Origin of the sequence: Methylobacterium oryzisoli (assembly GCF_046557895.1) — a bacterium.
GTDB classification, from domain to species: domain Bacteria; phylum Pseudomonadota; class Alphaproteobacteria; order Rhizobiales; family Beijerinckiaceae; genus Methylobacterium; species Methylobacterium oryzisoli.
Genome location: NZ_JBKIBX010000002.1, coordinates 317,049 through 338,996, shown reverse-complemented (window position 1 = coordinate 338,996; position 21,948 = coordinate 317,049). Strand labels below are relative to the sequence as shown.

Genomic DNA, 21,948 nt, shown 5'->3' with positions numbered 1-21,948 from the left:
CTTCGAGTGCCGTCCCGCTTCACCCATTCAACGCCCGGCTCTCCTCGTCCGTAAATAGCCGCGAGCGGACATGGAAGCGCACGTCGCGGCCGTTCTCCAGCGAGAACATGCCGCCCCGGCCGGGCACCACGTCGATGATCAGCTGGGTGTGCTTCCAGTATTCGAACTGCGAGCGGCTGATGTAGAAGTCCGCGCCGCCGATCCGGCCGAGATGGATGTCGCTGTCGCCGATCAGGAACTCGCCGACCGGATAGCACATCGGCGAGGAGCCGTCGCAGCAGCCGCCGGATTGATGGAACAGGATCGGGCCGTGCGCGGCCCGCAGGGTGTCGATGAGCGCGAGGGACGCTTCGGTAGCGAGCACGCGCGGGGGCAGGTCGGACATCGGGGCACTCCGGGGAGGAGACGACGGCACCGCCGCGGCCGTGGGGCCGGGTGCGCTCGCGCCGCCCGCCGGTCCTGGGAGGCCGGCGGGCGGGCGATCGGGTCAGAAGAAGCCCAGCGCCTTGGGCGAGTAGCTGACCAGCAGGTTCTTGGTCTGCTGGTAGTGGTCGAGCATCATCTTGTGGGTCTCGCGCCCGATGCCCGACTGCTTGTAGCCGCCGAAGGCCGCGTGGGCCGGGTAGGCGTGGTAGCAGTTGGTCCACACCCGCCCGGCCTGGATGGCGCGGCCGAACCGGTAGGCGCGCGTCCCGTCGCGGCTCCACACGCCGGCGCCGAGGCCGTAGAGCGTGTCGTTGGCGATCGCGAGCGCCTCCTCGTCGTCCCTGAACGTCGTCACCGACAGGACCGGCCCGAAGATCTCTTCCTGGAAGATCCGCATGCGGTTGTGGCCGCGGAAGACCGTCGGCTTGACGTAGAAGCCGCCCGCGAACTCGCCGTCGAGCACGTGGCGCTCGCCGCCCGTCAGCACCTCGGCGCCCTCCTGCCGGCCGATGTCGATGTAGGACAGGATCTTGTCCAGCTGCTCGCTCGACGCCTGCGCGCCGATCATCGTGCTGGCCTCCAGCGGCGAGCCCTGCTTGATCGCCTGCACGCGCGCCACCGCCTTCTCCATGAAGCGGTCGTAGATCGACTCGTGCACCAGCGCGCGGCTGGGGCAGGTGCAGACCTCGCCCTGGTTGAGGGCGAACATCGTGAAGCCCTCCAGCGCCTTGTCGAGGAAGGCGTCGTCTTCGGCCATCACGTCCCGGAAGAAGATGTTGGGCGACTTGCCGCCGAGTTCGAGCGTGACCGGGATCAGGTTCTGGCTGGCATACTGCATGATCAGCCGCCCCGTCGTGGTCTCGCCCGTGAAGGCGATCTTGGCGATGCGGGGCGAGGCGGCGAGCGGCTTGCCGGCCTCCAGGCCGAAGCCGTTGACGATGTTGAGCACGCCCGGCGGCAGCAGGTCGCCGACGAGCTCGGCGAGCAGCAGCACGGAGGCCGGGGTCTGCTCGGCCGGCTTCAGCACCACGCAGTTGCCGGCCGCGAGCGCGGGCGCCAGCTTCCAGACCGCCATCAAGATCGGGAAGTTCCACGGGATGATCTGGCCCACGACGCCGAGCGGCTCGTGGAAGTGATAGGCCACCGTGTCGTGGTCGATCTCGGCGATGGAGCCTTCCTGGGCGCGGATGCAGCCGGCGAAGTAGCGGAAATGGTCGATGGCGAGCGGGATGTCCGCGTGCGTGGTCTCGCGGATCGGCTTGCCGTTGTCCCAGGTCTCGGCCAGCGCCAGGAGGTCGAGGTTCTCCTCCATGCGGTCGGCAATGCGGTTGAGGAGGCGGGCGCGCTCGGCGGGGGCGGTGCGGCCCCAGGCCTCCTTGGCGGCGTGCGCGGCATCCAGCGCCTTCTCGACGTCCTGGGCGTCGGAGCGGGCGACCTCGCAGATGACCCGGCCGGTGAGCGGCGAGGTGTTCTCGAAGTAGCGGCCGGCGACGGGCGCCTCCCAGCGGCCGCCGATGAAGTTGTCGTAGCGGGCCGAGAACGGCGAGGTCGTGCTGCCGCGCAGGAATTCAGGCTTGTTCATCGCATCCCTCCCAGAGATCTCGCCAAGGCTTGGTTCCGGCGAGCCACCCTTTCATCAGCAGCGGCCGTGCCAGGACACGGTCCAGGCCTCGGTCATCCGATGGTGCGATGCGGTAAGGGATTGAAGAAACGTCGTTCTGGGATGAAGGAATTGCGACGCTCGGCAGTCTTCGACCAAGGTTTCGCCGTGGCACGGCGGTTTCCCCTCGACTGATCCTGCGACATCTGCGACAGGTGTCGCATCATGCGACAGACGGGAGGCCGGGCATGCACAGCCACGTGGCGACGCCCCGGACGCTGCTCGCCGCGCGCCAGCGCGTCTTCGCGCAATCGCTCTCGGCGGAAGGCGTCTCGGCCCAGGGCATGGAGGCGGTGCCGGCGCCGATCCTGCGCTCCTGGCAGCGCTGCGCCGATCTCGGCCTGGATTTCGGCGCAAGGCCGCGGGTCGAGCCCCTGAGCCAGCGGGAATTGCGCGAGGCCTGGGAGCGCAACGACGCCCTGCGCCGCCGCTGCCGCCCCGAGATCGAGGCGCTCCACGCCGACGCGCAGGCCACCGGCAGCCTCGTCATCCTCACCGATGCGGACGGGCTCGTCCTCGACACCCTCGGCAATCCCGCCTTCGCCGGCAAGGCCGCCCAGGTGGCGCTGCGCCCCGGCGTGCCCTGGAACGAGGCCGCGACCGGCACCAACGCCATCGGCACGGCGCTGATCGAGCGCCGCGCGGTGGAGGTGCGGGGGCCCGAGCATTATTTCGAGCCGCACCGGATCCTGAGCTGTGCGGCCATGCCGATCCTGGGCCTGCGCGGCGAGACGCTCGGCGCCCTCGATCTCTCGGGCCCGGCCGCGAGGCTGCAGACCCACGCCCTCGGCATGATCCGGCTGGCGGTCGACGCCATCGAGCATCGGCTGTTCGAGGCGGTCGGCCCCGGCCGCGAGGTGCTGCGGCTCCACGCCGATCCGGCGCTGCTCGGCACGCCGCGCGAGGGCGTGCTGGTCTTCGAGGGGGGGCGCCTCGTCGGCGCCAACCGCGCCGCCCTGGGCCTGCTTGGCCTCGACTGGGACGCCCTCGACCGCACGGACTTCGCGCGGCTGTTTCCTGAGGTGGACCGCCGCCAGCCCGGCGCGATCCGGCTGCGCGACGGCGAGGGCCGCTCCCTGCACGCGCGGCTCCACGAGGAGGCCGGCCGGACCTCTCCGTCCGGCACCCGCCGCGCCGCCGCGCGGCCCGCCGCAATCCCGGCCGCGCCGGACGCCCCCGTGCTCGACGCCGCCACCGAGCGCCTGCTCGCCCGCGCGGTGCGGCTCGTCGATGCGGGCATCCCAGTGGTGGTCGAGGGCGAGACCGGCACCGGCAAGGAGGTGTTTTCGCGCGCGGCCCACGCCCGCTGCGCCCGCGCGGGGGCGCCCTTCGTGGCGGTGAACTGCGCGGCCCTGCCCGAGAGCCTGATCGAGGCCGAACTGTTCGGCTACGAGCCCGGCGCCTTCACGGGGGCGGCCCGGCACGGCGCCCGCGGCCTCCTGCGGCAGGCCGACGGCGGGCTCCTGTTCCTCGACGAGATCGGCGACATGCCGCTCGGCCTGCAATCGCGCCTGCTGCGGGTGCTGCAGGAGCGCGAGGTGCAGCCGGTGGGCGGCGGGCGCCTGGTGCCGGTGGACTTCGCCCTGATCTGCGCCACGCACCGCGACCTCGCCCGTCTCGTACAGGAGGGCGCCTTCCGGGCCGACCTCTACTACCGCATCGCGCCCTACCGGGTGGCGCTGCCGCCGCTGCGAGAGCGCGGGGACCGTGAGGCCGTGGTGCGCGCCCTCTGGGCGCAGCTCGGCGGCGCGGCGCGCGGGATCGCGCTCGCGCCGGCCTGCGAGGCGGCGCTCGCCGCCGCGGACTGGCCCGGCAATTTCCGCCAGCTCGTCGGCACGCTGCGCGCGCTCCTCGCCCTCGCCGATCCATGCGAGACCGTGGACCTCGACGCGCTGCCCGAGGGTGTGGCGCGCAAGATCCCCCGCGCGGCCGCTCCGGCGGTCGCGCCTGCGGCGGCCACCCCTGCGGCGGCACCGCCGCCCACCGGCCGGCTCGACGGCATCGCGCGCGAAGCGATGCGGGCTGCGCTCGACGCGTCCGGCGGCAACGTCTCGGAGGCCGCGCGCCGGCTCGGCATCAGCCGCAGCACGCTCTACCGGCGCTGCCTCTCGTGAGGCCCCCACGGGGCTTTTCCGGCCCGGCCGCGCGTCGTACACCTCGCCCGCAAGCCTGACCGGGGAGGCGGGATGATGGGCCGGCAACTCGCGCGGATCGCCCTATTGGCGCTGATGCTCGTCGCGGTAGGCGGCATGGCGCGGGCGGAGACCCGGGTCGCGCTGGTGATCGGCAACGCCACCTACGCGGCGGCGCCGCGCCTCGCCAACCCGGCCCGGGATGCCGCCCGGGTGGCGGAGGCCCTGCGCGGAGCCGGCTTTCGCACCGTCACGATGGTGCGCGACGCCGGCAGGGCCGACCTGATCGCGGCGCTCAACGCCTTCTCGGAGGCCGCCGAGCGGGCCGACTGGGCGCTCGTCTACTTCGCCGGCCACGGCGTCGAGGTGGGCGGCGCCAACTACCTCGTGCCGGTGGATGCGCGCCTGCGCAGCGACCGCGACATCGCGGACGAGGCGGTGCCCCTCGACCGCGTGCTCCAGGCCCTCGAACCGGCCCGCAAGCTGCGCCTGGTCGTCCTGGATGCCTGCCGGGACAACCCCTTCCTCGACGCGATGCGCCGCACCAGCCCGACCCGCTCGGTCGGGCGCGGCCTCGCCCGCATCGAGCCGGAGGGCGGCACCCTGGTCGCCTTCGCGGCCAAGCACGGCCAGACCGCCCTCGACGGCGAGGGCGAGAACAGCCCCTTCGTGCAGGCGCTGACCCGCCGCATGGCGATGCCGGGGCTGGAGATCAACAAGGTCTTCCGCCTCGTGCGCGACGACGTGCTCGCCGCCACCGGGCGGCGCCAGGAACCGTTCGTGTACGGCTCGCTGCCCGGCGACGACTTCTTTTTCGTCGGGGACGGCAGCGTGAAGCCGGCGGCCGAGGCGGCTCTGGGCCTTGGCCCCCCGCCGGCCGTCCCGTCCCGGCCTCCGCAGGTCGCGGCGCTGCCGCCCGTGCGCGAGCCCGTGGCCCCGGGGCCGGCCGCGCCCGGCGGCAACGCTCCCGTCAACGCGCCGCTGGTCAGTTTTTCGCGCAGCAATGCGGGCTGGCACGCCACGGTGTCGCTGCCCGAGCCGGCCGTCGCGCTCGCGTGGCGCCTGGGCGAGACGGGCGCCTTCCAGGACACCGGCCTCCTCGACGTCATCGACCAGCGCACGGGCCGGCGGATGCCGAGCCCCTCGATCCCGCTCGACGCCGATGCCAAGCCCGGAACCCTGCACCTGCGCTACGTCGATGCGGCGGGCGTCGTGGTCGGCCCGTTCCCGATCGCCTTCGACCCGCGCGAGGCGCTGCTGCGCGACCAGCGCCGCACCATCGAGATGGTGTCGGGCAGCTGGCTGTCGTTTCGGGACTTCAACGGGGTGCTGCTCTACTACACGGCGCTGGTCTCCTACCGCTGCGCCATCCGCGAGCTGCGCATCGGCCTCGACCGGCCGGACCCGGACCGCACCGTACCCCTGCCGCCCTGCGACGAGGCAAACCCGTTCTCGATCCCCAGCACCATGCTGCCCTACCTCAAGGTGCCGGCCGGCACGCGCTCGGCCTCGGCCCAGATCATCTACCGCGACGGCTCGGTCTCGCCCGTGAAGGTGTTTCGGCGCTGATCAGAGCGGCCGCAGGAAGCCGGCGAAGCGCATCAGCCCTTCCGGCCACGGGCCGTGCCCGCTCTCGCTGTTGAGGTGGCCGGATTCGCCTGCATCGACCAACTCCGCGCCCCAGGCCGCCGCGAAGGCCTCGGCGCGGGCGTAGGCCGTGTAGGAGTCGCTGCGGCTCGCCACCAGCACGGCCGGGAAGGGCAGGCGATCGTGGGGGATCGGCGCGAAGGCGCGCAGGAGGCCCGGCTGGTCCGGCCGCTCGACATCCGGCAGCGCGACGAGAAATGCACCGTGCACCGCGCCCGGCGGCAGGTAGGGGGCGGCCTGCACGGCCGAGACGACGCCCAGGCTGTGGGCGACGAGGATCACCGGCCGCGCCGCCGCCTGCACCGCTGCGATGACCGCATTCCGCCACGGCTCGGGCTCCGGGTGGTCCCAGTCGGGCATGGCGACGCGCCGGGCGGTGGAGAGCCGCTCCTGCCAGCGGCTCTGCCAGTGGTCGGGCCCGGAATTGCCGTAGCCCGGCACGAGGAGGATGTCGCAATCGGCGGTTCGCATCGCCCGGAGCGTAGCGCGGGCGGGGCAGGGCGTCGATACGGGCTACTCGGCGGCGAGCACCGCGGCGGGGCCGGCGATGTGCCGGGCGAGGGCCACCGAGGCGAGGTTCTTGTGCTTCGCCTCGATCTCGAAGTCGCTCCAGGCGAGGTGGCGTCCGACGAGGTCGTTGATCGCCCGGTTCCACATCAGGTCGGAATGGGCCGCAAGGTCGCGTCCCTTCAGGCCCGATGCGAGGAGCGCCGCGAAGTCCGGCAGCCGGTCGGGGTCGTGGCCGGGCAGGAAGTCTTCGCGCGACACGCTGATGTGGCTCACCGGGCGCACGCCGCGCCAGGACGCGACGATCCGGGCGATGCGCGGATCGTCGGGCTCCAAGTACTGGCCCCGGCTGTGGATCCAGTGGTGGTGCAGGTCGAGGACCACCGGCACGCGGTCGCCGAGCTGCAGCACGTCGTCGAGGCCGAACGAGCTCTCGTCGTTCTCCACCGTGACGAGGTTGCGCGCCGCCTCGCTCACCCGCGGCAGCGTCTCGCGGAAGGCCGGCACCCCCGGATCGCGGGCGCCGACATGGATGTTCACGTGGGCGCCGTCCGGGTGCCAGCCGGAGCCGTAGCCCATCATCGCCATCACCTCGGCGTGGTAGTCGAGCTCGGCGATGCCGTTGGCAAGGGCGGCCGGGTTGCGGCTCGCCAGGATGCAGAACGGCCCCGGATGCATGCTGAGCCGCACGCCGCCCGCCCGCGCCGCCTCGCCGACCCCGGCGAGCCCCGCCTCGATGGCGCGGCGCAGGTCCGGCTCGGCGTAGAAGTCGCGCACCTCCGGGTGGGTGTAGCCGGGCAGGATCGAGCTCGCGAGGCGCAGCAGCCGCTCCAGGGGCGGACGCCCGGCCACCCACTCGATCTGGCGCCGCAGGGCCGTGAGGTTGTGGGTCACGACCGCGGCGAGTTTTTCGCGAGCTGCACCCGGGTCGAGTCGGCGCAGATAGGCGATGGTCACGCTGGTGACGTTCATCGCCAGCGCCGCATCCCGGGCCGCCTTCAGGGTCTTGTGCGCGTCGGGCGCCTCGTCCGGGATGAACTTGCAGCAGAAGCCGAGGCGGGGCGTGGCGCGGGGGCTTGCGGAGGGGAGGGCGGAGAGCATGGGCCGACAACGCCGGGACGGGCCTCGGGGTTCGGCCGCGCCCGGAACGGAACGAGCCCGCCCCGCCGGTGACGCGGGGCGGGCTCGAAACCGGTCGGGCTGACCCGGGGTGGTCGGCACCGGCTCCTCCCTCGTGCGCGCCGCCGAACCGGCGGCCGCCGAGGGAGGCCGTGCCGGCGCGGCTCAATGCGTCTGGATGGTGCCGCCCGGGCGCGAGGTCTGGCCGGGGGCCTGTCCGGAGGTCTGGCCGGGCGCCTGGCCTCCCTGGCCGGACGCTGGCCCGGGCGCCTGGCCCTCGCGCGGCTGCTTCAGCTCCTCGGCGGCGGCGTTGGCGGCCGCGCTCGCGGCGTCCTGCGCCTGGTCGAGCGCGGTCTCGACGAACTGGCGCCCGCGCTCCGTCGCGTCGCGGGCGTAGCGCATGCCTTGGTCGCGCAGGTCGTCCGCCCAGGCGCCCACCGCCTGATCCTCGCGGCGGGTGCGCGGCAGCAGCGCGCCGATCAGCATGCCGGCGGCGAGGCCCACCACGCCGACGAGCACCGGGTTCTCGCCGACGAAGCGCTCCACCGCGCTCTGCCCGCGCGAGAGGTGATGCCCGCCGCGGTCGCGCAGATCCGCGTAGCGGCGCGCCCCGGTCTCCACCGCGTCGTTCGCCCAGTCCCGCGCCCGGTCGATGGTCTCGGAGCCGCGGTTCTGGAAGGTCCGCGAGGTCTCGCTCGCCCGTTCGTGGGCCTGCGAGATCGCGTCGGTGGCGGTGCGCTTGAGCCGGTCGGCGGTCTCGTCGGCAGTTCGGCGCAGCTGCTCGGCGGTCTGCCCGATCGTCTCGCTGGCCTTGGCGGCGAAGCCGGAGGCCGTGGCCTTGGCGTCCTCGCTGGCGTCGCTGGCGCTCTGCGAGGCGATGGTCTTCGCCGCTTCGAGCGTCTCGCGGGCGGTGCCGTGATCCTGATGCAGGTTGCGCTCCGGACCCGTGCCCGGGACATGCGCCGAGGGGGCGTCTGGGGTGGCGGGTTTGATGGTGTGATCGGCCATGATGCTGCTTCCTCGATGATCAGGGGCCGCCCGGGGGCGGGGCAGCCCGCTCCCCGTCAGATCTGAGCGGCTTCCGGCCGCGCGATCCCGTTCGGGCTCGGGCGGTCGCTGGCGCGGTCGGGATCGTAGATCCGGGCGGCGCCGTCGTTGCGCGCCGGCACCGCGGCGGCGCTACGCGCGGTCTCCTCCACGTGCCGGCGGCGGCGTGCATCCTCGGACACCCGGTGGAGCAGCCAGCCGACGCCCGCGGCGATCAGCATGACCGGCACCGGGTTGCGCCGCACGGCCGCCAGCGCGCCGTCGTAGAGGCCGTTCATCGGCGACTGGCGCACCGTGCCCAGCATCTCGTCGAGGATGCTGGCGGGCGTCAGCCGGTCCTGGATGCGGTCGATGGTCTGGTCGAGCCGCGCGCGGGTCTGCTCGATGTCCTGTTCGAGGTCGGAGATCGACTGGGTCATCCCGAAACCCTTTCCGACAGAACCCGCGCGTCCTGGCGCACCTGGCGCGTGGTGCGCGTCGGCGCCAGGGTGGAGGCCGACATCGCGCTGCGGCCGGCGAGCGCGAGGCCGACCGCCACGAGCAGGAAGACGCCGCCGACGATCAGCGCGGCCAGCGCCTCCGAACCCACGAGCGTCGCCACCCACTTCACCAGGGCATCGACCAGCACGAGGAGCGCCACCACCGCGAACACCGCCGCGCCCACCATCATGCCGAGCCCGAGAAACAGCGTCCGCAGGTTGTTCGACATCTCGGTGCGGAAGAGCGCGATCTCCTTGCGGGCGAGGTCCGTGGTCTCCCGCAACGCCTCGGCGAGCAGCCCCTGGATGCTGCCGTTGGAAGGATCAGCCATGGCAGCCTCCTCAGGCAGGGTAGCGGGTGCCGCCCGGCCGACGCTCGCCCAGCGGCGCGTCGCGCCGCGGGACGGCATGGGACGGATGGGCCGAGGACTTGATGAACCGCGCCGCCAGGAAGCCGGTCACGAAGGTGGCCACCGCCACCGCCGCCGGCCGGCGCCGGGCCACGGCCTCGATGTCGGCGTAGAATTCCTCGAAGCTGCGCTCGCGGATCGACCCGGCGAGCTGGTCGAGGCCCTCCGCCGCGCTGTCGAAAAAGGCCTTCACGTTCGGCTGGTGCTCCAGCCCGTTGCCCGAATCGCGCAGCGCCTTGGCGAAATCCGCGACCGACTGCGCCGCATCGTCCTTGCGCCGGCCGACATAGCCGTTGACCTGCTCGCGCGCCGCCTCGACGAGGCCGTAGCCGCGCTCCAGCGCGACGTCGCCGATCTGGCGGACGTCCTGCCCCAGCTCCGACCAGTCTGCGGGCCGGCCCGCGGAGGCGCCAGCGTCCTCGGTCCGGTGCCGCCCGTTCTCGAAACCCGCGCTCATCACCAGGACTCCTTGAATGATCATCCGCGCTGGCCGCCCGGAGGGCCGGACGGCAGCGATTGTGCGGGTAACCGCAGCCACGACACAGAGTTCCGGCCGTGCGTGCACGGCGTTCCGGCGGCGCGTGCACGGCCGTTGCCGCCCCCGCCCGAGGCGCCCCGCGAAAGCTGTGGAGTTTGGCAGCGCCGCCGCTCCGCGAACTGCAACCGATGCGCTTCGCGAGGGTTGACCCGCGCCTGCGGATCGCGCTTGCTTGCCGCGCGTTCTACGCTGGTGCCGGGCGCGAAGGGCGCAAAGCCCAGCCCCGTTCTCGGGAGTGGTTGAGAGCCGTGTCACGCCTGATCATCGTCTCGAACCGCGTCGCCATCCCGGAAGCGGGATCCAAGGCGGTCGCGGCGGGCGGCCTCGCGGTCGCGCTGAAGGAGGCCTTCAACGCCTATCGCGGGTTGTGGTTCGGCTGGAGCGGGAAGATCACGGAAGCGCCCTCGGGCACGCCCACGATCGCCGACCGCGGCCGGGTGCGCTACGCGGTGATGGACCTCTCGCCCCAGGATCACCGCGAGTACTACAGCGGGTTCGCCAACCGGGCGCTGTGGCCGATCATGCATTACCGGCTCGGCCTCGCCGCCTATTCGCGCGCCGACTACGCCGGTTACCAGCGGGTCAACCGCATCTTCGCCCAGGCCCTGGCGAGCCTGATCGAGCCCGGCGACCTGATCTGGGTGCACGATTACCACCTGATCCCGCTCGCCTCGGAACTGCGGGGGCTCGGGGTCGCGAACCCGATCGGCTACTTCCACCACATCCCCTGGCCGTCGGGCGAGGTGTTCAACACGCTGCCGGCCTCGACCGAGCTGCTGCGGGCGGTCGCCGACTACGACCTCATCGGCCTCCAAAGCGAGAGCGACGTCCACAACCTGTCGCGCAACCTCGTCGACGAGCTGCGGGCGATCCCGCTCGGCGGCGGCTCGCTGATGGTGGACGGGCGGCGCACCCGCATCCGCAGCTTCCCGATCGGCATCGACGTCGAGGGCTTCCGGCAGGCCGCCGACCGGGCGGGCATGAACCGCACGGTCCGCGACACGGTGGCTGGCCTGCGCACCCGCAAGCTCCTGATCGGCGTCGACCGGCTCGACTACTCCAAAGGCGTGCCCGAGCGCATGGAGGCGGTGGAGCGCTTCTTCGCCTCCAACCCCGACCAGCGCGGCAACGTCGTCTTCCTGCAGATCGCCCCGAAATCCCGCACCGAGGTGCCGGAATACGAGCAGCTCAGCCGCGACGTGAACGAGGTGCTCGGCAACATCAACGGCTCCCTCGGCGAGCCGTCCTGGACGCCGATCCAGTACGTCACCAAGGCCTATCCCCGCGCGGTGCTGGCGGGCCTCTATCGGGCGGCCCGGGTCGGCCTCGTCACGCCGATGCGCGACGGCATGAACCTCGTCGCCAAGGAGTACGTGGCGGCGCAGAGCGAGGACGACCCGGGCGTCCTCGTCCTGTCGAAGTTCGCGGGCGCCGCCCGCCAGCTGCCGGAGGCGCTGCTCGTCAACCCCTACGACCGATTCGAGGTGGCCGAGGCGATCCGCGCCGCGCTCTACATGCCCAAGGCCGAGCGCCTGGAGCGCTGGAAGCCGATGTACGAGCGCATGGCGCGCGAGGACGTGGACTGGTGGGCGCGCACCTATCTCTCCGATCTCGAAACCTTCCGCACTGTCGAGCGCGAGCCCCCGACCGCGGCGGAAGCCGCGCAGTAGGCTCGGCTCAGGCGAGGCCCGCGCGGCGGAGCGGCCGGAAGCCGTCCCGCCCATCCCGTCCCCGCGTCGCCGCCGAGCGTGACCCCCTCAGCGGATGGCACTCAGCGTGCGGCGCGCCCGCTCGGTGATGGCATCGAAGCGGCCCTCGCGGATCTCGGCCTCGGGGGCGAGCCAGGAGCCGCCCACCGCCACCACGTTCGGCAGCGCCAGCCACGCCTTGGCGTCCTGCTCGCCGATGCCGCCGGTCGGGCAGAACCGGGCCTGCGGGAAGGGGCCGGCGAGGGCCTTGAGGGCCGCCATGCCGCCGGCCGGCACCGCGGGGAAGAACTTCGCGACGCCGAACCCCGCCGCCAGCACCTGCATCAGCTCGGAGGGCGTGGCGATGCCGGGCATGAACACCATGTCGCTCTGTGCCGCCGCCCGCAGCAGGTCCGGCGTCGCGCCGGGGCTGAGCGCGAAGCGCGCCCCGAGGTCGTGCGCGGCCTGCAGGTCGTCGGGCGTCAGCACCGTGCCGATGCCCACCACCGCCTCCGGCACCTCCGCGATGATCGCCCGCGCGGCGTCGCGCGCCACGGGGGTGCGCAGGGTGATCTCCAGGGTGCGGATGCCGCCCGCCACCAGCGCGCGGGCAAGCGGCACCGCGTGGGCGAGCTCCGGCACGGTGATGACCGGGATCACCGGGGAGGCGGCCAGCAGCGCGTCGAGGCGCGTGCGGCGGGTGTCGGCGGGGCTCGTCATGCGGGGACTCCGGGAGGCTGGAAGGGGAGGGCGGGCATCGCGTCCGGCGGGATGACGGCGCCGCGATGGCCGATCACCGCCCCGGCGAGGCGGTGGGCCGCCGCCGCCGCGGGGGCCGGATCGAGCCCCGCGAGGCGCGCCGCGAGGTAGCCCGCCGCGAAGCTGTCGCCGGCCGCCGTGGTGTCGACCACCCGTTCGACGGGCTCGGCCGGCACGCGCGTCTCCGCCTCGCCCGCCAGCACCCGCGCGACGGGCGCCCGGGCGCTCGAGTCCTTGAGCACGATCTCGGCCCGGCCGCGGTGGCGCAGCACCTCCCCCTCGCCCGCCTCGCCGTAGAGCCAGTCGAGATCCTCCACGGAAGCGAAGATCAGGTCGGCCTGCGCCATCGCGGCCCGGAAGACGGTGCGCGCCGCCTCGCGGTCCGGCCAGCCGCGCGGGCGGTAGTTGGTGTCGAAGGCGACCCGCCCGCCGCGGGCGCGCAGGCGCCCGAGCGTCTCGGCCAGCGCCGCGCGGCCCGCCTCCCCGTAGAGCGACAGGCTGATGCCGGAGAGGTAGACGACGTCGTAGCCCTCCAGCGCCGCCCGCGTCGCCGCCCCGCCCGGGCCGGCGAAGAGGTCGCGGGCCGCCGCGCTGTCGCGCCAGTAGTGGAAGCTGCGCTCGCCCGCCGCGTCGGTGCGGATGATGTAGAGGCCCGGCATGCGGCCGGGCAGGCGGCGCACCTGCGACAGGCCGATGCCCTCGCGGGCCCAGGCCTCCGCCATCTCGTCGCTCCAGGGATCGTCGCCCAGCGCCGTGACGTAGTCGACCGCGACGCCGAGACGGGCGAGGTAGAGGGCGGTGTTGAGCGTGTCGCCGCCGAAGCCGCGGCTCAGCATCCCGTCCGGGCGCTCGCTCAGCTCGACCATGCACTCGCCGACGCAGGCGACCCTCATGCAAGCCCCTCCCGGTTGATCGCTGCCCAGCCGTAAGCGCGCCGGCCGCGGTGTCAACGGCCCCGTCGGCCCCTTGCGCCGGCCCGCGCGATGGGATGAACCTGAGGGGCTGCCGGCAGGGGCCGGCGGAAGGCGTGAGCGAGATGTCCCAGTTTCGACTTCGGGTCGCGGCGCGCGATCGGCACGGCATGGTGGCCCGCCCGCTCCGCAACGTGCCGATCGAGGCCGCCACGGTGCGGCAGGCCTCGGCCATCGCGCTCGGCCGCGCCGACGAGCTTTTTTCCGACGAGGCCAACCTCGCGTGGCTCGTGGACGAGGCCGGGGATCTCGTCTGGACGCTGCGCATCGAGGAGGCCGAGCCCGTCGCCGACGAGCGTCCCTGAGGCGGGCGCGCCGCCATCCTGGCCTGCGCCATCCTGGCCTGCGCCATCCTGGCCTGCGCCATCCTGGCCTGCGCCATCCTGGCCTGCGCCATCCTGGCGCCGCATTGGCAGGCCGAATGGGGACCCGCCGAGCGCCGCCCGCGGCGCGCAGGGATCCCCCGATGCGATACTGTCTCGCCGCCCTCCTCGCCCTCGGCGCGGCCACGCCGGCCGCGGCCGACTGGCGCTACTGCCTCGCCCGCGGTCCGGCCGGAATCGTCTACCTCTCGACGCCCTTCTCCAGCGTCGACGCGATGGTGAGCCTGGGCGAGGCGTTCGGCCGGCGGCTGGACACCGAGAAGCGCGCCCATGATCCCGTCCAGTGCCCGCGCGCCGGGGATGCGGCGGCGCTCCGCACCCTGCGCGAGGCGGCCCTGCGCTTCAACCGCCAGGAGGGGCTCACGGTGGTGGAGGTGAACTGGGCGCCCGAGACCAAGCCATGACGGTCTCGGCTGCGCCGAGACAGATCCGGCTGCGCCGAGACGGCCCGGCAGTGCCGGGACGGCCGTGATCCGGGGCTGAACGCAACCGCCTCGATTCGGGGCGATCGCGCGCATAAGCTGTTCATTCGGGCCGGGCATGGTGCTTGCGCCCCACGATCGGAACCCGCCGGGGGCGGTCCGCAACGAGACGACGAGGGAGAGGATGGTGCGCAGGTACTTCGGAACCGACGGCATCCGGGGCCGGGCGAACGGCGTCATCACTCCGGAACTCGCCCTCAAGGTGGGACAGGCCGCCGGCCTCGTCTTCCAGCGCGGCGACCACCGCCACCGGGTGGTGATCGGCAAGGACACGCGCCTGTCGGGCTACATGATCGAGACCGCGCTCGTCGCGGGCTTCACCTCGGTGGGCATGGACGTGCTGCTCCTCGGGCCGATGCCGACCCCGGCCGTCGCCATGCTGACCCGATCCATGCGGGCGGATATCGGGGTGATGATCTCGGCCTCGCACAACCCCTACGAGGATAACGGCATCAAGCTCTTTGGGCCGGACGGGTTCAAGCTGCGCGACGAGGTCGAGCACGAGATCGAGCGGCTGCTCGAGTCCGACCTGCAGAAGCGCCTCGCGGGGTCCGGCGATCTCGGCCGGGCCAAGCGCATCGAGAGCGTGCACGCCCGCTACATCGAATTTGCCAAGCGCACGCTGCCGCGCAACCTCACCCTCGACGGCCTGCGGGTGGTGGTGGACTGCGCCAACGGCGCCGCCTACCGGGTCGCCCCCGAGACCCTGTGGGAGCTCGGCGCCGAGGTGATCGCCATCGGCACCGAGCCGGACGGCTTCAACATCAACCGGGATGTGGGCTCGACCGCGCCGGACGCGCTGGTGCGCAAGGTGCGCGAACTGCGCGCCGACATCGGCATCGCCCTCGACGGCGACGCCGACCGGGTGCTGGTGGTGGACGAGAAGGGCCAGCGCGTCGACGGCGACCAGCTGATGGCCGTGGTGGCGCGCTCGTGGAAGGAGGACGAGCGCCTGACCAAGGCCGGCATCGTCGCCACCATCATGTCCAACCTCGGCCTGGAGCGCTACCTCGGGGGCCTCGGTCTCGGCATGGTCCGCACCGCCGTGGGCGACCGCTACGTGCTGGAGCACATGCGCGAGCACGGCTACAACCTCGGCGGCGAGCAGTCGGGCCACATCATCATGTCCGACTACGCCACCACCGGCGACGGCCTGGTCGCCGCGCTCCAGCTCCTCGCGGTGGTCAAGCGCCAGCAGCGCCCGGTGAGCGAGGTCTGCCACTGCTTCGATCCGCTGCCGCAGATCCTCAAGAACGTGCGCTACGCCTCGGGCGAGCCGCTGCGGCAGGATTCCGTCGTCACCGCCATCGAGGGGGCGCGCCAGCGCCTGGGCAATGCCGGCCGGCTCGTCATCCGCCCCTCCGGCACCGAGCCGGTGATCCGCGTGATGGCGGAGGGCGACGACCGCACCCTCGTCACCGAAGTCGTGGACGAGGTGGTGGAGGCGCTGCGCAAGGCCGCCGCCTGATCGGAACAAGACGCGGCCGCACCGGGATCCGGTGCGGCCGATCAGCCGGGGCTGCCCGCCGGTAACGATAAAGTTTAACGTTAAGCCAGGGTTTACCTCTCCCTTCGATAGTCATGACGTCATCCAGGTCCGGCCGCATCTCAAGGTGAGCGGCCATCCAAGCAAGGATCCGTCATGGGCCGCTGCAAGCCACTCGCGCTGGCGCGCATTCTCACGCTCGCGGCGAGCGTGGGCATGCCGGGCCTCGCTCACGCCGCCGATCTCCTGCCGCCTCCGCCCATGCCGATGCCCCCGCCGCCGGTCGATGTCGGCGGCGGCTGGTACCTGCGCGGCGATGTCGGCGTCGGCATCCTCGACCTGCGCAAGACGGTGGTCGAAGACGTCTCGACCCCGCCGGTTCCCTACAAGTACAGCGCGATCCAGGATCAGGTCGGCGACCAAGTCTTCGTCGGCATCGGCGTGGGCTACCAGTTCAATCCGTGGCTGCGCTTCGACCTCACCGGCGAGTACCGCTCGAAGGCGGAATGGCGCTTCGTCGCCGAGGATCATTCCTACGGCACGCGCGGCGGCTACAATCTCACGGCCGGCAAGTTCTCGTCCGTGGTCGCCCTGGCGAACGGCTACGTCGAACTCGGCAACTGGTACGGGGTGACGCCGTTCGTCGGCGCCGGCGTCGGCTTCGCGCACCACATGTTCGGCGGCGTGACCGACCAGGGCCTGGGCACCTATTCGGGCGGCTTCGGCTACGGCGGCTCCAAGGACAAGACCAACTTCGCCTGGGCCGCCCATGCGGGTCTCGCCTACGCGGTCACGCCCAACCTGAAGCTCGAACTCGCCTACCGCTACCTCAACATGGGCGAGGCCGAGACCGGGGTGGTGGGCTGCCTGCCGACCTGCAACCCCTCGCTGAAGACCATCTACCGCGCCAAGGAGCTGGAGTCGCACGACATCAAGCTCGGCATGCGCTGGATGCTCGGCGGACCGGTGGTGACGCCGGTCGCCGCCTACGAGCCCCCGCCGCCGCCGCTGGTGCGCAAGTACTGATCGCCTCACCGGACGACCACGCGAGGGCGGTGCGGAGCCGATGAGCTCCGCGCCGCCCTCGTCGCGTGCGGATTCGTCAAGCCGCACCCGCCCATCAGGCGCAACGTGGTCAAGAGTTAGGGTTAAACGCCCGCTAACCTTTCGCTGCCAATCTGGATGCGTGGGGCCGAAGGCCCGCCAGGCCGCCGTACCGAAGTGGCGGAAGAGGACGTGTCATGACTCGCTTCCGTGAAACCAGCGCGATGGCGCTTCTGGGCCTCGGGCTGTTCGCGGCGCCCGCCCTCGCCGCGGACCTGCTCCCGCCCCCTCCGCCGCCGCCTCCCGCCGAGCCCGTCGCCATCGGCGGCAGCTGGTACCTGCGCGGCGACTTCACGGCCAGCGACTTCCGCAACCCGAAGGACGACACGCTGGCCGGCACGCCCGGCGCGCCGATCGTCGGCCTGCGGCTCAGCTCGACCCAGGGCTACGGCGGCGGCGTCGGCTACCGCTTCAACTCCTTCCTGCGCGCCGATGTCACGGTGGACGCCCGCAGCCGCAGCCGCTTCCGCGACTTCAGCTCGCGCACGCTGTTCACGCAGGGCTACAACCAGGAGGCCGGCAAGCTCGACGTCGTCACCGGCCTGTTCAACGTCTACGCGGATCTCGGCACGTGGTGGGGGCTCACCCCCTATATCGGCGCCGGCATCGGCTTCGCGCACAAGCGCTTCTACCAGTCGTGGACCGCCACCACCTGCCTCACCGCCTTCTGCGGCGACACGCAGCCCATCTACGCGATCGGCCCCCAGGGCTTCGATCCCCGCGGCAACCACAGCGCGACGACCTTCGCCTGGGCGGCGATGGCCGGCCTCTCCTACGAGATCGGCGCCGGCGTCAGCGTCGACGCGAGCTACCGCTACCTCGACGTCGGCAAGGCGCGCACCGGCTTCGATGCCTACGGGTTCAACACCCGCATCAAGGACATCGCCGCCAACGAGTTCCGGATCGGCCTGCGCTGGGCCTTCGGCGGCCCGCTCGGCGGTCTGCCCGCCGGCCCGGCCCTCGCGCCGACCTACTGAGACGCGGCCCGCGCCGCCCCTCCACCCGGTTCGTCCTGCAAGGCCCGGAGCGCTCCAGCGCTCCGGGCCTTTCCGTATTGGGCGCGACGATCCGTCGATGCCGCAAGAGTATCTTAAGGTTACCGCGCGATGATGAGACTCGACAGTTCCCCTCATCGCCGATGTTTCCTCCTGGGACGGCCCACATGCGTATCGCGACCTTTGGTATCCTGGCCGGGCTGTGCCTTGGGAGTGTGACTCCCGTCCAGGCGGCGGATCTCGACTTCTCGGCCCTGCGCGGCGGCAGCTACGATGCGCCGGTCGCGGCGGCCGGCAACTGGGACGGCGCCTATTTTGGCGCACATGGCGGCTGGTCGAGCGCGAGCCTCGGTTTCGGCAACGTCTTCCAGCCGATGGTCGCGAACTACACGCGGGCGACCGCGGTCGAGTCGGCGCTCAACGTCTCGACGCTGCTGCGGCCGCAGAGCGTGCGGCGCGACACCGGCAGCTTCGGCGCCTATGCGGGCCTGAACATCCAGTACGACGAGTTCATCTTCGGCGGCGAGGTCGACTACACCTATCTCGGCCTCACCGGGGGGACGACCGATGTCATAGCGCGCAACATCATCTCGGACGGCATGTACCGGGTGGCGGCGCTGAACGGTTCGGCGGCAACCAAGATCGAGGACTACGCCACGGTCCGCGCCCGCTTCGGCTACGACGCCGGCAACTTCATGCCGTTCGTCACCGGCGGCTTCGCGGTGGGCCGGGCGCAGGTCGCCGACCGGGTCGGGGTGCAGATCGGCGAGTACGACCACACCACCTACCGCAGCAACCTGGGCAGCGCCTCCCCGGCCTACGTCCGCAACACCGGCTACAAGGTGTTCGATCAGGCCGATCCCGGGAGCGCCGTGCTCGCCGACCCGGTGATCCTCGGTCGGACCAAGGAGCGCATCGTCGGCGGCCTCGCGGCCGGCGCGGGCCTCGAATTCGCGCTCACCGCCAACATCCTGCTGCGCGGCGAGTACCAGTACGTGATGTTCGACGACTTCGACGGCCACAAGTCGCACATCAACACCGTGCGCGGGGGCGCGGCGGTCAAGTTCTGAGGCGCTTGCGGCACGGCCCGAACCGCCCCATCGTCGCGCGGCGAGCGGGGAGGGGAGAGGCGATGCAGCGTCTGGCGGGCAGGATCGCCCTCGTCACGGGCGGCGCGCGCGGGATCGGCCTCGCGACGGCGCGGCGCTTCGCGCAGGAGGGCGCCGCCGCGGTCATCCTCGCCGATATCGACGCGCGGACCGGGGCGCGGGCCGCCGACGAGCACCCGGCCTTCGCGTTCAGCCCCCTCGACGTCACGGACGATGCCGGCTGGCAGCAGGCGGTGGACGCGGTCGTCGCCCGCCACGGCCACCTCGACATCGTGGTCAACAGCGCCGGCATCGCGGTCGTGGCGACGATCGAATCGGTCACCCTGGAGCAGTGGCGCCGCGTGCAGGCGGTCAACGTCGACGGCACCTTCCTGGGCTGCCGCCACGCGGTGCGGGCCATGAAGCCGCCGGGCGGGCGCGGCGGCGCCATCATCAACCTCTCGTCGGTCTCCGGCATCGTCGGCGGGCACAACCTCGCGGCCTACAACGCCTCGAAGGGCGGGGTGCGCCTGCTCACCAAGTCCGTGGCGCTGCACTGCGCGCGCCAGGGCTACGGCATCCGCTGCAACTCGATCCATCCGGGCTTCACCGAGACCGACATGCTGCACGACCTCGCGGCGGGCGGGCGCGACCCGGAGGCGCTGCACGAGCGGCTGCGCGCGTCGGTGCCGCTCGGGCGCAACGCGCGGGCGGAGGAGATCGCCGCGATGGCCGCCTATCTCGCCTCGGACGAGGCGGGCTTCGTCACCGGGGCCGAGTTCGTCATCGATGGCGGCGTCACCGCGCAGTAGGGCGGAAACCATAGAATCGGATCGGCGGGCGGGGTTAACCCTCCGGTGGCCGCGCCCGGGCGAGGCTCGGGCGGTTCCGGAGTGTTTCCCCGCATGGTCCGCCTCGCCCTCGCCGCCGGTCTCATGACCCTCGCGCTCACCGCGCCCACCCGCGCCGACGGCATGCACCGGCCCGCCGGGGACGGCTACGCGCCGGCTCACCCACGCGCGACCGCTCCATGGGTCTCGCGCAGGCGGCCGGCCGCATACGGCGTCGCCGCCCGGCCGCGCGTCCAGCCGGTCTCCTACGGCGAGACCGACGGCGAGGTCCATCACGCCTGGCTGCCGCGCAACGAGCGGCTGCCGATCTACAACATCCCGCCGCCCTTCTTCCCCGAGGAGTGAGCCTCAGGTCTCCAGCTCGCTGTCCCAGTACAGGTAGTCCATCCAGGTGTGGTGGTACTGGCGGTGGTCGAATTCGGGCTGGCGGCGGTGCAGCTCGTAGCGGCTCGGCCGGCGCGGCTCGGTGAGGAGGGGCATCTCGGCCTCCTCCGGCGTGCGGTTGGCCTTGCGCAGGTTGCAGGGGCTGCAGGCCGCCACGACGTTCTCCCAGCTCGACAGGCCGCCCCGCGAGCGCGGCACCACGTGGTCGAAGGTGAGGCCGCTCGCCGGCAGCCGCTGGCCGCAATACTGGCAGCTGAACGTGTCGCGCAGGTAGATGTTGTAGCGGGTGAAGGCGGGGCTGCGCGCCATCGCCACGTAGCTCTTGAGCGCCACCACGCTCGGCACCTTGAGCGACCGGCTCGGCGAGCGCGCCTCCACGTCGTAGCTCGCCACCAGGGTGACGCGGTCGAGGAACAGGGCCGTGAATGCGTCCTTCCACGACCACAGCGAGAGCGGGTTGTAGGAGAGCGGGCGGTAATCGGCGTTCAGAACGAGGGTTTGAAGGTCCAGCATCATCCTGCCCTGGCTACTGACCGGCCGTGGCGGGGCCCGCCGGCATCCGGTCGGGTCGCGCGCCGCTCGCGGAGACAGGGGATGGAGACCATCGCCTATCTCCCGAGCCGTCCGGGGGGAGTGAGGGGACACGGCGGAAGGCCGGCACGGCCGCCAGCGGGGCGGTTGCCGCGGATCGCCTGTGCCCGGGAGGTGTCCGGGCCTCTGTGCTGCTGGACCGAGATGATCGACGCCACCTGCTCGCAGCAGACCGGAAGTGCCGAGTCCATTGCGGTCTCATTCTAGTAGCAGCATGACAGGGTTGTGAAGGACGCCGGTCCGGCCTGTGTGTCGCGCCCACAGGCGATCCGGGAAGAGGGCGGTCGGCGCGCGGCCGGCGCCCGGCGCGCTTTCGCCGCATTCCGGCGCCACAGCACGGCGCCTGCGCCGCAGCACGGCGCGCCGGCGCCGCGGGACGGTGCGGCCAGGGGCCCTGCCGCGGTGCCTCGTGCGGGGCGCAACCGGGACGCGAGTCGCTGATTCAGCACGGTTTTCGCCCGCGAGCGGTGTGACACGCCGCCCTTTCGCCGCTAACTCTCCGGCCTCGTCCGTGCCGTGAGGCCAGACCGCGGAGACGATGCGCCCGGGCCGCCGCGCCCGCCGGGACAGAAGGAACGCCTGATGACACCGTTGCGCCGATGGATCGCCGCCCTGCTGACCGCCGCCGTGCTGGCGCCAGGGCTCGTGTCCGCGCAGGGACCGGCAGGCAAACCGGAGGCGGACAAGGAGGCGCCGGCCGCGGCAGGGCAGGGGAGTGCGGCGGCCAAGCCGGAAGCCCCCAAGGCCGAGGCGCCCAAGCCCCCGCCGACCCCGATCTCCGAGCAGATCAAGCAGATCCGCGCGCAGCTCGACGCCGAGAAGGCCGATCTCGACCAGCGCGAGCAGGCGCTGACCAACCATTCCCTGAGCAAGGACGACCTCGCGCTCCTGCGGGAGGGCATCGATCCGGTGGCCGAGCGGCTGCGGCAGGTGATCGACAGCCTGGGGCCCCGGCTGGAGGCCGCCAAGGAGCGCCTGAACCAGCTCGGTCCCAAGCTCAAGGAAGGCGCCGAGGCGCCCGACGTGGCTCAGGAGCGCGCCCAGCGCGAGGGCGGCGTCGCCGAGATCGACGACACGATGCGGCTCGCCCGCTCGCTCCTCGTGCAGAGCGAGCAGATCTCCGACCAGATCAGCAACCGCCGCCGCGCCGCCTTCACGCGCGCGCTGTTCGAGCGCACCGACGGGCTCGTCAGCCCGACCC

23 protein-coding genes are annotated in these 21,948 nt (G+C 72.5%); 12 read left to right on the top strand and 11 right to left on the bottom strand.

Annotated features, from left to right (window positions below; translation table 11 throughout):
• Window positions 1-19: 19 nt before the first annotated feature.
• Complete coding sequence (locus tag ACKUB9_RS03955; protein WP_407519486.1) at window positions 20-385, bottom strand: DUF779 domain-containing protein; 366 nt, start codon at window positions 383-385, stop codon at window positions 20-22.
• A gap of 102 nt (window positions 386-487) precedes the next feature.
• The gene (gene adh / locus ACKUB9_RS03950) at window positions 488-2,008 is read right to left on the bottom strand and encodes an aldehyde dehydrogenase (RefSeq protein ID WP_407519485.1); all 1,521 of its coding nucleotides are present in this window, start codon (window positions 2,006-2,008) and stop codon (window positions 488-490) included.
• Window positions 2,009-2,274: 266 nt separating this feature from the next.
• Between adh and ACKUB9_RS03945 the strand changes: the two genes are divergently transcribed.
• Both ACKUB9_RS03945 and ACKUB9_RS03940 read left to right on the top strand, forming a co-directional pair.
• Window positions 2,275-4,200 (top strand): sigma-54-dependent Fis family transcriptional regulator, encoded by a 1,926-nt coding sequence (locus ACKUB9_RS03945; protein WP_407519484.1) that lies wholly within the window; start codon window positions 2,275-2,277, stop codon window positions 4,198-4,200.
• Window positions 4,201-4,272: 72 nt separating this feature from the next.
• Window positions 4,273-5,787 (top strand): caspase family protein, encoded by a 1,515-nt coding sequence (locus tag ACKUB9_RS03940; RefSeq protein ID WP_407519483.1) that lies wholly within the window; start codon window positions 4,273-4,275, stop codon window positions 5,785-5,787.
• Here ACKUB9_RS03940 and ACKUB9_RS03935 read toward each other — a convergent pair whose 3' ends face one another.
• The 6 genes from ACKUB9_RS03935 to ACKUB9_RS03910 all read right to left on the bottom strand — a co-directional run bounded on the left by ACKUB9_RS03935 (window position 5,788) and on the right by ACKUB9_RS03910 (window position 9,884).
• On the bottom strand, window positions 5,788-6,336 hold the full coding sequence (locus ACKUB9_RS03935; RefSeq protein ID WP_407519482.1) for an RBBP9/YdeN family alpha/beta hydrolase: 549 nt from the start codon (window positions 6,334-6,336) through the stop codon (window positions 5,788-5,790).
• Between the two features lie 42 nt (window positions 6,337-6,378).
• On the bottom strand, window positions 6,379-7,473 hold the full coding sequence (locus ACKUB9_RS03930) for a UV damage endonuclease UvsE (RefSeq protein ID WP_407519481.1): 1,095 nt from the start codon (window positions 7,471-7,473) through the stop codon (window positions 6,379-6,381).
• A gap of 183 nt (window positions 7,474-7,656) precedes the next feature.
• Complete coding sequence (locus ACKUB9_RS03925) at window positions 7,657-8,499, bottom strand: hypothetical protein (protein ID WP_407519480.1); 843 nt, start codon at window positions 8,497-8,499, stop codon at window positions 7,657-7,659.
• 56 nt (window positions 8,500-8,555) lie between these two features.
• Window positions 8,556-8,957 (bottom strand): DUF3618 domain-containing protein, encoded by a 402-nt coding sequence (locus tag ACKUB9_RS03920; RefSeq protein WP_407519479.1) that lies wholly within the window; start codon window positions 8,955-8,957, stop codon window positions 8,556-8,558.
• Window positions 8,954-9,349, bottom strand: coding sequence for a phage holin family protein (locus ACKUB9_RS03915; protein WP_407519478.1), 396 nt, complete (start codon window positions 9,347-9,349; stop codon window positions 8,954-8,956). The genes ACKUB9_RS03920 and ACKUB9_RS03915 overlap by 4 nt, the downstream gene beginning before the upstream one ends.
• Before the next feature lie 10 nt (window positions 9,350-9,359).
• On the bottom strand, window positions 9,360-9,884 hold the full coding sequence (locus ACKUB9_RS03910) for a hypothetical protein (protein WP_407519477.1): 525 nt from the start codon (window positions 9,882-9,884) through the stop codon (window positions 9,360-9,362).
• 329 nt (window positions 9,885-10,213) lie between these two features.
• On the opposite strand from ACKUB9_RS03910, the gene ACKUB9_RS03905 reads away from it, so the two are divergent.
• Window positions 10,214-11,635 (top strand): alpha,alpha-trehalose-phosphate synthase (UDP-forming), encoded by a 1,422-nt coding sequence (locus tag ACKUB9_RS03905; protein ID WP_407519476.1) that lies wholly within the window; start codon window positions 10,214-10,216, stop codon window positions 11,633-11,635.
• Window positions 11,636-11,722: 87 nt separating this feature from the next.
• Here ACKUB9_RS03905 and eda read toward each other — a convergent pair whose 3' ends face one another.
• Both eda and ACKUB9_RS03895 read right to left on the bottom strand, forming a co-directional pair.
• Complete coding sequence (eda, locus tag ACKUB9_RS03900; protein WP_407519475.1) at window positions 11,723-12,373, bottom strand: bifunctional 4-hydroxy-2-oxoglutarate aldolase/2-dehydro-3-deoxy-phosphogluconate aldolase; 651 nt, start codon at window positions 12,371-12,373, stop codon at window positions 11,723-11,725.
• The gene (locus tag ACKUB9_RS03895; protein ID WP_407519474.1) at window positions 12,370-13,305 is read right to left on the bottom strand and encodes a sugar kinase; all 936 of its coding nucleotides are present in this window, start codon (window positions 13,303-13,305) and stop codon (window positions 12,370-12,372) included. Before ACKUB9_RS03895 ends, eda begins: the two co-directional genes overlap by 4 nt.
• 143 nt (window positions 13,306-13,448) lie before the next feature.
• Between ACKUB9_RS03895 and ACKUB9_RS03890 the strand changes: the two genes are divergently transcribed.
• The 8 genes from ACKUB9_RS03890 to ACKUB9_RS03855 all read left to right on the top strand — a co-directional run bounded on the left by ACKUB9_RS03890 (window position 13,449) and on the right by ACKUB9_RS03855 (window position 20,117).
• Window positions 13,449-13,688 (top strand): hypothetical protein, encoded by a 240-nt coding sequence (locus tag ACKUB9_RS03890; RefSeq protein ID WP_407519473.1) that lies wholly within the window; start codon window positions 13,449-13,451, stop codon window positions 13,686-13,688.
• Between the two features lie 161 nt (window positions 13,689-13,849).
• Window positions 13,850-14,170, top strand: a complete 321-nt coding sequence (locus ACKUB9_RS03885) for a hypothetical protein (RefSeq protein WP_407519472.1) — start codon at window positions 13,850-13,852, stop codon at window positions 14,168-14,170.
• 205 nt (window positions 14,171-14,375) lie between these two features.
• Window positions 14,376-15,716, top strand: a complete 1,341-nt coding sequence (glmM, locus tag ACKUB9_RS03880) for a phosphoglucosamine mutase (protein WP_407519528.1) — start codon at window positions 14,376-14,378, stop codon at window positions 15,714-15,716.
• A gap of 174 nt (window positions 15,717-15,890) precedes the next feature.
• Window positions 15,891-16,760, top strand: a complete 870-nt coding sequence (locus ACKUB9_RS03875) for an outer membrane protein (RefSeq protein ID WP_407519471.1) — start codon at window positions 15,891-15,893, stop codon at window positions 16,758-16,760.
• A gap of 215 nt (window positions 16,761-16,975) precedes the next feature.
• The gene (locus ACKUB9_RS03870) at window positions 16,976-17,815 is read left to right on the top strand and encodes an outer membrane protein (RefSeq protein ID WP_407519470.1); all 840 of its coding nucleotides are present in this window, start codon (window positions 16,976-16,978) and stop codon (window positions 17,813-17,815) included.
• 185 nt (window positions 17,816-18,000) lie between these two features.
• Entirely contained in the window at window positions 18,001-18,903 is a 903-nt protein-coding gene (locus ACKUB9_RS03865) for an outer membrane protein (protein ID WP_407519469.1), read from the top strand.
• Window positions 18,904-18,965: 62 nt separating this feature from the next.
• Window positions 18,966-19,733, top strand: coding sequence for a glucose 1-dehydrogenase (locus ACKUB9_RS03860; RefSeq protein WP_407519468.1), 768 nt, complete (start codon window positions 18,966-18,968; stop codon window positions 19,731-19,733).
• Between the two features lie 93 nt (window positions 19,734-19,826).
• Window positions 19,827-20,117 (top strand): hypothetical protein, encoded by a 291-nt coding sequence (locus ACKUB9_RS03855; protein ID WP_407519467.1) that lies wholly within the window; start codon window positions 19,827-19,829, stop codon window positions 20,115-20,117.
• A gap of 3 nt (window positions 20,118-20,120) precedes the next feature.
• Here the strand turns inward: ACKUB9_RS03855 and ACKUB9_RS03850 are convergent, their stop codons facing one another.
• The gene (locus ACKUB9_RS03850; RefSeq protein WP_407519466.1) at window positions 20,121-20,669 is read right to left on the bottom strand and encodes an HNH endonuclease; all 549 of its coding nucleotides are present in this window, start codon (window positions 20,667-20,669) and stop codon (window positions 20,121-20,123) included.
• 660 nt (window positions 20,670-21,329) lie between these two features.
• On the opposite strand from ACKUB9_RS03850, the gene ACKUB9_RS03845 reads away from it, so the two are divergent.
• A partial coding sequence (locus tag ACKUB9_RS03845; RefSeq protein ID WP_410825757.1) for a DUF3772 domain-containing protein occupies window positions 21,330-21,948 on the top strand: 619 nt, incomplete at its 3' end.